This window comes from Nesterenkonia sp. Act20 (genome assembly GCF_019173455.1).
Classification (GTDB): domain Bacteria; phylum Actinomycetota; class Actinomycetes; order Actinomycetales; family Micrococcaceae; genus Nesterenkonia.
Genome location: NZ_JADPQH010000002.1, coordinates 277,566 through 289,678, shown reverse-complemented (window position 1 = coordinate 289,678; position 12,113 = coordinate 277,566). Strand labels below are relative to the sequence as shown.

The window sequence follows — 12,113 nt, the reverse complement described above, 5'->3', positions numbered from 1 at the left end:
TGGGGCCGCCACGCCTCGCGCCGAGCTGATTTTTGGCGGCGTGTCGGGCGTGATCGAGGGGTTGGGGGTCTGATAGTGGGAACTTAAGTCGCGCACTTGACGGATGGTTACTTACGCCAGTGTAATTAGGGGCAGTACACGGCAGGAATAATTCTCGGGAGGCCCTTTGATGGGGAACGCAGCGCGGCTGGGCGAAGAACAGCCTGGCACTACGGCCATAACCCGCAGGACGGGTCTCGAGGTTCCTGCTGATTGGTTCGTGGACCCTGCTGATCCCCAGGCCGCTGAGCGTCTGGAGCACGGCAAGGCTCTCGAAGATCAGGCTACCGCCTTCCTCGCGGCTCACGAGGAGTCCGAGCGTGAGGCAGACGCACCGTCCTCGGTCACGGCACTCAGTGAGGCACCTTCCCGCCGCACTGAAACGTCCAGACCAGAGACGTCCAGGCCAGAGACGTCGAGACCGGCGACGGCGGAGCCCCGCTCCTCCGAGTCCTCCACCACCACCTGGCTGGGTCTGCCCCCGCTGGTCCCCACCGAGGAGATCGAGGGCGAGCTCGCCTGGCAGGTCGATGCGCTGTGCGCGCAGACCGACCCGGAGGCGTTCTTCCCCGAGAAGGGCGGCTCCACCCGTGACGCGAAGAAGGTCTGCGGCGCCTGCACGGTCAAGCAGGAGTGCCTGGACTACGCGCTGGGTAATGACGAGCGCTTCGGCATCTGGGGCGGGCTGTCCGAGCGGGAGCGGCGCAAGCTGCGGAAGAGAGCACTCTGATCAACGGTCATTCTGGACCCCATATCGCCGCTGTCGTTCTGCACGACGGCGGCGATTTGCCGTCTGCCCCAGGCCAGTCACACCGCGCTGAGCAGGGTTACCGCACCCCCGCTGGTGATTCGGACTCGGTCGAGCAGCCCAGCAGCGCCGTCGAGCGCACCCGCGAGGCACTCGCGGTGCAGACGCGCCACCCGGACAGCGTCATCGAGCTCGCCGCCCCCGGCTACCGCGGCATCCAGGACCTTTCCCGATCGCTGCGTTCCCAGCTGCTCGAGGACCGACGTCAAGCTCACCAGACCGCGACCACCGGTCCCGGCGGCACCAAGAACACCCAGCTCTGGCGCAGTGTGGAGCGCCAGCTTCCCGATGGCTTCAACCCTCGCCACCAATGGCTCTGGATCCTGCCGGCCGGCACCATCCCCACCTCGGACGCCCTGGAGCGGCTCGAGGAGCGGTTGTTCACAGTCAAGGACGAGGAGCGCCACACCGAGATCCAGGTCATCGGAGCGAAGCAGCTCGCCGCCGAGACCCCTGAGCGGCTGGTCAATGTCGGCCTCTTCAGCGCCCGCTCCGGGGAGGTGCTCACACAGACCGAGCCCAAGGAGCTGGACCAGGGCCAGTACGACGGCCGCGACGCCATCCCCGCCGTCTCCGGGGAGGGGATGCTCGTCCACGCCTCGCTCTTCGGTGACCTCGGAGGCTTCGACCCAGGGCTGAGCGGAGACTACGCCTCCGCGCAGTTCTGCCGCCGCGCCCGCGAGGTCGGCGCGCACATCGTCATCGAGCCCACTGCGCGGGTCCTGCGTGAAGAGCCGCCGCGCCGAGACATCGTGCACCGCCTCGGCGGCACGCTCTACCTTCCCGCCGAGCAGCGCATCGGTCAGATCCGCCGCCGGCTGGTCAACGCCAGCCCGCTGGCCGTCCCGTTCCTGTGGGTCGGCATGTGGGCAGCGGCGCTGCTGCGTCTGATCGGGCTGATCGTGGTCAAGGTCCCCGACGCCGGAATCGGCCAGTTCTTCGCCGCCGTGCGCGCGCTGCTGGGCATCGGCACCACGGCGCACACCCGCCGGTTCGACGCTCAGGGGCGCAAGGCAGCCTTGGCGCGGCTCAGCCGCGATGAACAGATCGAGTCCCCTGCCAAGCATCTGCGCGCCGGACGCGCCCTCGAGTCGAAGATGGTGCTGAGCTCGGCGGTGATCCGCCACCAGCGGCAGACCGTCATGACGGCGGAGACCGTCTCCGCGCCGCGCACCCGATTCACCCCTGGCTTCTACGGGGAGCCCGAGGACACCGGCGAGCGGGAGAACAACGAGGACGCGCTGCTCGAGGTCGGTGCCTCCGACGGCGCCTTCGATGAGATGCCCTCCCGCCGCTCCGGCGACCGCCTCGGCCTGTTCCTGATGATGCTCGCCCTGGTCGGAGCCTCGCTGTTGGCCTTCCGCGGCCTGCTCTCCGCCGAGGCCATCACCGGCGGTGCCGCGCTGCCGGTGGCCGGTTCGCTGCAGGAGGTCTTCGACAACACCATCAGCTTCCTGTCCCTGGACAGCCTCGGGGTGCGCTCCGCCGCGGACCCCTTCAACCTGATACTGCTTGCCGTCTCCGCGCTGAGCCTGGGCCACGGTTCGGCCGTGCTGGTCTGGCTGTTGATCCTGGCGCTGCCGCTGAGCGCGCTGACCGCCTGGTACGCCGCGGGACTCTGGTCCACCAAAGCTTCACGACGCGTGGTCTCCGCGCTGCTCTGGGCCGCGATGCCCACCCTGCACATCGCCGTGGGGGAGGGTCGCATCGGTGCGGTGCTGGTCCACATTCTGCTGCCCGTGGCAGTGGTCGCCACCGTGCGTGCGGTGGGTCGCGCCGCCGTCGGCCTGGGTGTGGCCGGGAGCTGGGAATACGCCACCGGCGCCGCGCTGCTGCTGATGGTGCTCACTGCGGCCTCCCCGGCGCTGCTGCCGCTCGTGGTGATCCTGGGTGTGGTGCTGGCGCTCGTGCTGGGCCGGCGCGGACGCCCGCTCTGGCTCATCCCGCTGACCTCTGTGGCAGTGGCCGTGCCGATGCTCGCCTCGGTGCTGACCCAGGGCAAGAACCTGGCCGCCGTGCTCGCCCATGAGCCGGGCCGGGCACTGGCTGCCGATGCCGCTCCGGTGTGGCAGCAGCTGCTCGGCTTCTCCCGCACCTTCGACCCCGCAGCAGGCCTCGCCGCCGCGGCGGCCTCCGGCTCCTGGCTGCCGGGCTACTTGGAGGGTGACTTCTGGAACCTGCGCATCGCGCTGCTGATCGGACTTCCGCTGCTGCTGATCGCGCTGCTGGGGATGTTCACCGGCAGCCGCACCCGCCCGCTGCCGATCGTCGCGGGGGTGCTCCTGCTCGGGGCCCTGGGCCTGTCGGTGCTGGTCTCGCTGCTCGCCGCGGGATCCGACGGCACCGCCGTGATCGGCGGTAATCCCGGTCCGGTGGTCTCGGTCATGCTGTTCTGCCTGCTCGCCGCCGGCATGGCCTCACTGGACCGCTTCCCGCTGGCCTTCCCCCGCGTGGGCGGCACCATCACCCCGGTGATCTCCACGCTGCTGGTGCTCTCCATCGGAGCCTCGCTGGTGCTCTTCTACAGCCCCCGCATGGCTCCCGGCGCGACGCTCACCGGTCAGCCGCTGACCGCCGTCAACGCCGCGCCGACGCTCATCGAGCCAGGCTCCGTGCGCCAGCTCCCCGCCACTGCGGCGGACCAGGGGACCGGTCCCGCCCAGCTGCGGACCCTGGTGCTCTCCTCGGCCAATCCCGGTGTGATCGGGGAGCTGGTCTCCGGGGAGGGACGCACGCTGGACAAGTCCCGCTCGGTGGTCGCCGCCGGCGACGCCCCGCTGTGGGCGCAGCCTGAGCGCATCCCCGAGCTGCTCGGCGGCACCGGTGGAACTGCGGTGGAGACCGGGACCGATGCGGTCGAGTTCTCCACGGCGGATCAGCGGCTCTCCGCGCTCATCGCCGCGCTGGTCACCCCCGGCGCGGTGCAGACCGCGGAGCTGATGTCCGAGCTGGGGATCGGCTATGTCTTGATCGACGCGAACGAGCCCGACGCACTGACCGACGCCGTGGACACGGCCGCCGGGCTCATCTCCGTGGGAACGACCGACCGCGGCGAGCTCTGGCGCGCCGAGGTCGACGACGAGAACCTGCTTCCCGCCACGCAGGGCATCTCCGGGGTGCCGACCGCATGGGCCAGGATCGTGGATTCCCAGGGTGAGGTGCAGGCGCTGCTGCCGGCGGAGGACCACCAGCTCAACGTGGACCTGCAGGAGGTCACCGACGACGACGGCGGGCTCGGCCTGGAGCCCGACGGCGAGTATCTGCTGGAGCTCGCCACAGAAGACGCGAACGGCTGGCAGGCCACCTGGGAGGGTCAGGCCCTCGATGCGGCGCCCGTACCGCAGGAAGCTGCCACCGAAGGCACCGAGAGTTCAGCAGCCTGGACCCAGCGCTTCGAGCTGCCCGCTGAGGCGATCGCCGATCAGGGCGAGAGTCTGCAGGGTGAGCTGAGCGCCGAGCATCGCAGCCCGTACCAGCTGCCGATCCTGATCATTCTGGGGGTGTTCCTGCTGCTGGTGGTGCTGATTGCGATCCCGTTGCCGCGCGGATCACGCATCCTGCCGGTGGCTGACACCGATGAGCTGGAAGGACGCCGAGGATGAGCGCCAAGAAGGTCAAGGTCAAGAAGCTCATCAAGGAGCAGCGCCGCGCCCGCGAACGCGCGATCCGTGAACAGGAACGCGCCGCCACACAGAAGGCGAAACAGGAGGCCGACGCGGCTCGCGCCGAGCTGCGGGCGGAGGAGAAGCGTCTGCGTGAGGAGCAGGAGTCACAGCTCCGCGCCGAGAAGCAGAGTGCGGCCCAGGCGCGCAAGGAATCTGAGGCCCGCAAGGCTGCCAAGGCTCGCGACGCATCCGAGACGCGCAAGTCTTCCTCGGCAGCCCCAGCGGCCCACACAGCCCCAGCTGTCACCCCAGCTGCAGCCGCCGCAGCCACCCCATCGCCCAGGGCCCGCGGCTCGCGGAGGGACCGTCGGTCCCGCGCAGGCCGCCCGCAGGAAGACGCAAGCATGAGCGCGGGGGGCCGCAGTGGCGCTCGGAGCCGCACGGCCGCCGTCGTCGTGACCGCCGGCGTGCTCGCCGCCATGGTGGGGTCCGTGGTGCTGGACGGATTGGTGGATTCACGCTCCGAGGCTGCCGCCGGGACCTCCGAAGTCGATCAAGGGGCAGCCGCCGCACTGGGTGCCGCGTCAGTCGCGGCGCCGCGCACCGGGCAGAGCTTCATCTGTCCGCCGATGCCGGGGCAGCCCGATTCGCTGACCACCGAGGGGGAGCTGGAGTACCGGGAGCGTGATGCGACCGCCACCTCACGGTTCTCCGCAGTGCTCTTCGCCACGGACCTCAGCGGCAGCTTTCCCGCCGCTGAATGGTCGCAGCTGAACGAGGAATCCCGCGTCAACGACGTCACGCTCACCGAAGGCTCCGGTGAACAGGAGGCAGAGGCCGAGTCCGGGGATGCTGAGTCGAGTGATCCGCTGTCGCAGCGCGAGGCCGTCTACGAATCCTCCTCCGACCCGGTCCGCCCTCCGCTGCTCAGCGTGGAGGCAGCGGCCGACGGCAGCCCGCTGGCTGCCGCAGGCCTGTATGAGTACCAGGCCGACGCGGGATCCGTGGCGGGTCTCGCGGTGGGACAGTGCACCGCGCCCGAGCGTTCGCAGTGGTTCTTCGGCCCCGAGATCGCCGCCGGCGCATCCTCACTGTTGACCCTGGCGAACCCCTTTGATCGCGCGGCCACCGTGGAGGTCAACAGCGTGGACTCCGAGGGGGACCGCGGAACCTCAGGCGCACGCTCCGTCGTGGTCCCGGGCCAGACCACCCGGGCGGTGAACATCGCCGGGCTGGCCTCCGCCGGAACGGACCTGGGCGTCTCCGTGCGCTCCTCGGGTGCGCCGGTCACCGCCCAGCTGCAGTCTTCCCGCGCCTCCGGGACCACCGGCACCGGCATCGAGTTCCTCCCCGGGCTCACCGAGGCGGGGACCAGTCATGTGCTGCCGGACATCACCGTGCCCGAGGGCATCGCCGAGACGGACGCCGACGAAGACACCGCCGAGGACACCGATGACGGTGCACAAGACGCTGAGCAGGCCGGACCCACCCCGCCAGAGCTGTGGATCCACGTGCCCGGAAACCAGGGAGCCACCGTGGAGGTCCAGGTCTACGGCGAGGACGGGCAGCAGAGCCTCGACACCCCGGGTGTCTTCACGGTGGACGGCGGCGAGGTCGACGTCATCGAGCTGCAGGGCCTGGAGCCCGGGGTGACCGATATCCGCGTGCGCACCGATGTGCCCGCCCACGCCGCAGTGCGCAGCGAATCCGCCCAGAGCAGCGACTTCAGCTGGGCCGCGCCGACCGAGGCTCTGGCCGAAGGCTCCGGCGCGCTGCTGCCGGAGCTCGGGGACTCGGAGCTGCGGCTCTTCGGCTCCGGCGCCTCCGGAAGCATCGGCTACCGCGTGATGGACACCGAGGGCGAGTTCGGCGAGGAAGAGACCGTGGAGGTTCCGGCCGACGGCGCCGCGGTGATCTCTGCGGAAGATATCGCCGAGGCCGAACCGGAGGGCAGCGAGGCGGGGGCCGCCGTCGTCGTCTTCTCTGCACCCGAGCTCACCGGTGAGGGAAGCCTCCACGCGATGCTCGCCACCACGGCCGGGCAGGACCAGATCAGTCTCTCCCCGGTGGAGCAGCTGCGCGGAGCGGAGCAGTATGTCCCGGTCCGGCTGTTGAGATGAAGCCGATGCGCTGACGTTGTTGCGCTGACGTTGTTGCGCCGAACCGGGAACCCTTGACTCCGTCTGCTGCGACTGAGGACCATAGCCGCTATGAGCGCCTCTGCTGCGGATGCCGCCCCCTCCACCCAGTACCTCCAGCGCCCTGAAGGGCGGATCGGCTACGAGGTGCAGGGCATCGGCCCGTTGCTCGTCCTGGTCCCAGGAATGGGAGAACTTCGTTCCTCCTACCGCTTCCTGGCTCCCGCGCTGATCAAGGCCGGATACACCGTCGCCAGCACCGACCTGCGCGGACACGGGGACAGCGACACCAGCTTCTCCTCCTACGGCGGTCCGGAGACCGCCTCGGACATCCACGCACTCATCGACGAGCTCGGCGGATCGGCGGTCATCCTGGGGAACTCGTTGGCGGCCGGTGCCGGGGTGATCGTTGCAGCCGAGCATCCCGAGCAGGTCACGGGTCTGGTGCTGATCGGACCCTTCGTGCGCAACCCTTCCGCCGGGGCGCTCATGAAGGCGGTGTTCCGGGCGATGACCGCGCCTTTCTGGGTGGCGAGGATGTGGAAGGCCTATATGCCCACGCTGTACTCCGGGACGAAGCCCGAGGACTTCACCCTGTACCGTGAGACGGTGATCGCGAGCCTGCGTCGACCGGCCTATGGGAGGGCGTTCTCGCAGACCACCCGCGAGACCGATCACGATCCTGCGGAGAAACGACTGGGACAGGTGAGTGCTCCCGTGCTGATCATCATGGGGGAGCGTGACCCCGATTTTCCGGACCCCGCCGCGGAGGCCCGGTGGATCGGTGAGTCATTGACCCAATCGACCCGCCAGCCTGAGGTGGTGCTGGTGCCTGACGCCGGACACTACCCCCAGTCCCAGCAGCCCGAAATCACGGCCAGCGCCGTCCTTGAATTTCTGGAGACGCTCGGGCCGCGGTCTGCGTCTCAGTAGTGGTATCTGGCCTGGAGAGCGTGGCGGCCCTGCCTGACGTCGTCCGGGCCAGCCGGTTGCTAGGGTGAGGTCTCGTGGATTCCTCCCGTCGATGCACCAGAAACAGCTGTGAGCGGCCCGCCGCTGCCACGCTGACCTATTCCTATAAAGACTCCACCGTGGTGGTGGGTCCGCTGAGCGTCTATGCGGAGCCCCACACCTACGATCTCTGCGATCGGCATGCCGCCTCGGTCACCCCGCCGCGAGGCTGGGAGGTCCTGCGGCTCAACCTCCCGGGAGCCCCCAAGCAGGTCGATGACCTCCTGGCTCTAGCCGACGCCGTCCGGGAATCTCCCGAGGCGCGGGCCGCGGCCCGCGCGCGGAGCCAGGAGCAATCCTCCGACCAGCAGACCGACGCGCATGACTCCCCGCGAGCCGAGCCCGAGCTTCCGACCCGGTCCAACCGCGAGCGGATGGCCCCGCCCGCCCGCGCAGGAGGTCCGGGCATCTCCCGAGGCCACTTGCGTCTGCTGGACGACTGAGCTGGGCTCCGGAGCTCGACGATTGAACTCGACGACTGAACTCCGCGCCGGTGGTTGGTAGAGTGAACGGCCAATGACACCGGGAGGTCACGTGGGAACAGGTCCGCAGGCGGAAACCATGCACATCGGCGAACTTGCCGAGCGCACCGGCTTGTCCCTGCGCACTATTCGTCACTACGGAGACGTCGGCCTCCTGCCGGCCAGCGGTCGCACAGAGGGCGGATTCCGCCTCTACAGCGAGGCCGATGAGCAGCGCCTGCTGCGGATCAAATACTTGAAGCCGCTGGGCTTCAGCCTGGAGGAGCTCTCTGAGGTGGTCGCCCTGCTGGAGCTCGACTCACTGGATGCACAGCAGCGAGAGAAGGCGCAGGCTGCGTTGGAGCACGTGGTGCAGGAGCGCGAGAAGCTCGCGGCCTATCTGCTGCAGGCAGATCTGCTGACCGAGCAGTTCAAGGCGCAGCTCGCCGGCTGAGGGTTGCATCTGGGATGTGAGAATTTGCTCACAGAAAGAGGACCCTAACCTAACCTAACGTTAGGGTAAGGTTCTGGCTGTGGCCGATTAGAGGTTGCCTCATCGGGTCCCCCATTTCTTTGCTGCGCAGCGCTGCGCACAGTCACGTCGTACGTCTATCGATGGATACTCCTGTGTCCACAACCCGAGAACGGAGCCTGAATGGCACACTCGCCCACGGCCGTCGCCGAGGAGCTGACCCCTGAGCAGCGTCAGTCGACCTTGCGCACCCTGAAATCCCCCCGATTGCTGAAGACCGAGGTCCTCGCCGGACTGGTCGTGGCACTCGCGCTGATCCCGGAGGCCATCGCGTTCTCGATCATCGCGGGAGTGGATCCCCGATACGGCCTCTTCGCCTCCTTCACCATGGCCGTCTCGATCGCCTTCCTCGGCGGTCGCCCCGCGATGATCTCCGCGGCCACTGCAGCGACCGCATTGGTGATCGCCCCGCTGGTGGAGAGTCACGGCGTCGATTACTTCATCGCCGCGGTGATCCTCGCAGGCGTGTTCCAGGTGATCATGGGCGTCATCGGCGTGGCGAAGGTGATGCGATTCATCCCGCGCTCCGTGATGGTCGGCTTCGTCAATGCTCTGGCGATCCTGATCTTCACCTCGCAGTTCCCCGACCTGATCGGCGTGCCGTGGCTGGTCTACCCGCTGGTCGCGCTCGGACTCGTGGTCATCTTCCTGCTCCCGCGGATCACCAGCATCGTGCCGCCGCCGCTGGTCGCCATCGTGCTGATCACGGTGCTTGGCGTCGTGTTCGCACTCAACGTCCCGACCGTCGGGGACAAGGGTGAGCTGCCGCAGTCCATCCCGTCGCTGTTCATCCCTGATGTCCCCTTCACCATGGAGACCTTCCAGATCATCGCGCCCTACGCATTGGGTATGGCGGCTGTGGGTCTGCTTGAGTCGCTGATGACTGCCAAGCTGGTCGACGACGTCACCGACACCCGCTCCGGCAAGGTCCGCGAATCCTGGGGCCAGGGAGCGGCGAACATCATCACCGGCTTCTTCGGCGGCATGGGTGGCTGCGCCATGGTCGGGCAGACCATGATCAACGTGAAGGCCTCCGGGGCCCGTACCCGGATCTCCACCTTCTGCGCGGGCATCTTCGTGCTGATCCTCGCCGTGGCGCTGGGTGACATCGTCGCGATGATCCCGATGGCGGCACTGGTGGCCGTGATGATCTTCGTGTCCATCGCCACCTTCGACTGGCACAGCATCAAGCCCTCCACGCTGAAGATGATGCCCAAGTCCGAGACCACGGTCATGCTGATCACGGTGATCGCGACCGTCTGGACGCACAACCTGGCCATCGGTGTGGGACTCGGCGTGCTGACCGCCTTCGTCCTCTTCGCTCGCCGGGTGGCCCACCTGGCCACGGTGGAGCGTCGGATCGAGCAGCACTTCGGTGAAGAGATCGCGAAGTATGAGGTTGTCGGCGAGCTGTTCTTCGCGTCCTCGAACGATCTCTACACCCAGTTCAACTACGCCGAGGATCCCGAGCACATCGTGATCGACATGTACAGCTCGCACGTCTGGGATGCCTCCACGGTGGCTTCCCTGGACGCGATCACCGAGAAGTACCACAAATACGGCAAGCGCGTGGAGATCTCCGGTCTCAACGCCGCCAGCCTGGCACTGCATGACCGCATGGCCGGCAAGCTCGGCGCCGGTCACTGACCGCAGCCACGAGCAGCCAAGAATCAACCTTCAGGGCCGGTGTCGTCGGATGACGACGCCGGCCCTTTGGTCTGCCCTGCGCGGTAGGCTTAGGCCCATGCCCAGTGCCAGCTCCTCTGCCACGCCGCGTCCCGGCAAGGAACGCCCCGCGTCCGCTCTCTCAGCCGATCTGCTGAAGATCCTGCGCTGCCCGGTCAGCGGCAGCCCCCTGCGCCAAGAGGGCGACCAGCTCATCTCCACCAGCGACGAGACCCTGCGCTATCGCGTAGAGCGCGGCGTCCCCACGCTGCTCGCACCCCGCTGAGCACTCTTCATTCACGACTTCCAGACACACGTATCCCAGACAGCAAGGATTTCTATACCTATGAGCTTTGACTACCGCATCGCGGACATCACCCTGCACGAGGCCGGCCGCCACCAGATCCGCCTGGCCGAACATGAGATGCCCGGACTGATGTCCCTGCGCGCGGAGTACGGCGACTCCCAGCCGCTGGCCGGCGCCCGGATCGCCGGCTCGCTGCACATGACCGTGCAGACCGCCGTGCTGATCGAGACCCTCGTCGCCCTGGGCGCAGAGGTCCGCTGGGCCTCCTGCAACATCTTCTCCACCCAGGATGAGGCGGCGGCCGCCGTCGTCGTCGGCCCTCATGGAACCCCCGAAGATCCGCAGGGCGTGCCCGTCTTCGCCTGGAAGAACGAGACCCTCGAGGAATACTGGTGGACCGCCAGCCAGATCTTCGCCTGGCCGGGTGTCGATGAGGACCCCACCAAGGGTGCGAACATGATCCTCGACGACGGCGCGGACGCCACCATGCTGGTGCACAAGGGCGTCGAGTTCGAGGCCGCCGGCGCGGTGCCCTCGGCGCAGGACTCCGACCCGGAGGAGTACCACTACGTGCTCGCCACGCTGCGGAAGTCCCTCGAGGAGAACCCCCAGCGCTGGACCGGGATCGCGAAGAACCTGCGTGGTGTCACCGAGGAGACCACCACCGGTGTGAACCGGCTCTACCAGTTCGCTCGCGAGGGCAAGCTGCTGTTCCCGGCGATCAACGTCAACGACTCGGTCACCAAGTCCAAGTTCGACAATAAGTACGGCGTCCGCCACTCGCTGCCCGATGGCATCATGCGCGCCACCGATGTGCTCATCGGCGGCAAGGTCTCCGTGGTCTGCGGCTACGGCGACGTGGGCAAGGGCGCCGCCGAGGCGCTGCGCGGTCAGGGATCACGCGTCATCATCACCGAGATCGACCCGATCAACGCCCTGCAGGCGGCAATGGACGGCTACCAGGTCGCACGCCTGGAGGACGTCCTGGAGACCGGCGACATCTTCATTACCACCACCGGCGGCAAGGACATCATCTCCGCCGAGGCCATGCAGAAGATGAAGAACAAGGCGATCGTCGGCAACATCGGACACTTCGACAACGAGGTGGACATCGCCGGACTTGCAGCCATCCCAGGCGTGAAGAAGGTGGAGATCAAGCCGCAGGTGCACGAGTGGGTCATGCCCGCGGACGGCACCCGCGCCGAGGGACACTCGATCATCATGCTCTCCGAGGGCCGCCTGCTGAATCTGGGCAACGCCACCGGGCACCCCAGCTTCGTGATGAGCTCCTCCTTCGCGAACCAGACCATTGCGCAGATCGAGCTCTTCGCCAAGACCGCCCCGGACTACACCGGCGAGGACCGCTACGAGACCGACGTCTACGTGCTGCCCAAGGTCCTGGACGAGAAGGTCGCTCGGCTGCACCTGGATGCGCTGGGGGCGCGGCTCACCGAGCTCTCCAAGGAACAGGCCGATTACCTCGGCGTGGATGTGGCCGGGCCGTATAAGCCCGAGCACTACCGCTACTGATCCCTCGCCACTAGCCC

At 68.0% G+C, this 12,113-nt stretch carries 9 protein-coding genes; all 9 read left to right on the top strand.

Translation table 11 applies throughout. The features are described 5' to 3' along the window. Window positions 1-169 precede the first annotated feature (169 nt). The 9 genes from IY716_RS10950 (at window position 170) to ahcY (ending at window position 12,096) form a co-directional block, all read left to right on the top strand. Window positions 170-769, top strand: coding sequence for a WhiB family transcriptional regulator (locus IY716_RS10950; RefSeq protein WP_218221744.1), 600 nt, complete (start codon window positions 170-172; stop codon window positions 767-769). Window positions 770-825: 56 nt separating this feature from the next. After that, complete coding sequence (locus tag IY716_RS10945; RefSeq protein WP_218221743.1) at window positions 826-4,449, top strand: hypothetical protein; 3,624 nt, start codon at window positions 826-828, stop codon at window positions 4,447-4,449. Beyond that, window positions 4,446-6,572 (top strand): DUF5719 family protein, encoded by a 2,127-nt coding sequence (locus IY716_RS10940; RefSeq protein ID WP_218221742.1) that lies wholly within the window; start codon window positions 4,446-4,448, stop codon window positions 6,570-6,572. Before IY716_RS10945 ends, IY716_RS10940 begins: the two co-directional genes overlap by 4 nt. A gap of 90 nt (window positions 6,573-6,662) precedes the next feature. Continuing rightward, window positions 6,663-7,523: an alpha/beta fold hydrolase gene (locus IY716_RS10935; protein WP_255316745.1), complete on the top strand. Its 861-nt coding sequence runs from the start codon at window positions 6,663-6,665 to the stop codon at window positions 7,521-7,523. A gap of 74 nt (window positions 7,524-7,597) precedes the next feature. Further along, complete coding sequence (locus tag IY716_RS10930; RefSeq protein ID WP_218221741.1) at window positions 7,598-8,044, top strand: DUF3499 domain-containing protein; 447 nt, start codon at window positions 7,598-7,600, stop codon at window positions 8,042-8,044. A gap of 91 nt (window positions 8,045-8,135) precedes the next feature. After that, the gene (locus tag IY716_RS10925) at window positions 8,136-8,516 is read left to right on the top strand and encodes a MerR family transcriptional regulator (protein WP_369699690.1); all 381 of its coding nucleotides are present in this window, start codon (window positions 8,136-8,138) and stop codon (window positions 8,514-8,516) included. 201 nt (window positions 8,517-8,717) lie between these two features. Next, window positions 8,718-10,241, top strand: a complete 1,524-nt coding sequence (locus tag IY716_RS10920) for a SulP family inorganic anion transporter (protein ID WP_218221740.1) — start codon at window positions 8,718-8,720, stop codon at window positions 10,239-10,241. Window positions 10,242-10,338: 97 nt separating this feature from the next. After that, window positions 10,339-10,545, top strand: a complete 207-nt coding sequence (locus IY716_RS10915) for a hypothetical protein (RefSeq protein ID WP_218221739.1) — start codon at window positions 10,339-10,341, stop codon at window positions 10,543-10,545. A gap of 60 nt (window positions 10,546-10,605) precedes the next feature. Beyond that, window positions 10,606-12,096: an adenosylhomocysteinase gene (ahcY, locus tag IY716_RS10910; RefSeq protein WP_218221738.1), complete on the top strand. Its 1,491-nt coding sequence runs from the start codon at window positions 10,606-10,608 to the stop codon at window positions 12,094-12,096. Window positions 12,097-12,113 lie beyond the last annotated feature (17 nt).

Coding starts and splice junctions, on each gene's coding strand:
- IY716_RS10940 (WP_218221742.1), top strand. CDS start 4,446: ATGAGCGCCAAGAAGGTCAAGGTCAAGAAGCTCATCAAGGAGCAGCGC.
- IY716_RS10935 (WP_255316745.1), top strand. CDS start 6,663: ATGAGCGCCTCTGCTGCGGATGCCGCCCCCTCCACCCAGTACCTCCAG.
- IY716_RS10920 (WP_218221740.1), top strand. CDS start 8,718: ATGGCACACTCGCCCACGGCCGTCGCCGAGGAGCTGACCCCTGAGCAG.
- ahcY (WP_218221738.1), top strand. CDS start 10,606: ATGAGCTTTGACTACCGCATCGCGGACATCACCCTGCACGAGGCCGGC.
- IY716_RS10950 (WP_218221744.1), top strand. CDS start 170: ATGGGGAACGCAGCGCGGCTGGGCGAAGAACAGCCTGGCACTACGGCC.
- IY716_RS10915 (WP_218221739.1), top strand. CDS start 10,339: ATGCCCAGTGCCAGCTCCTCTGCCACGCCGCGTCCCGGCAAGGAACGC.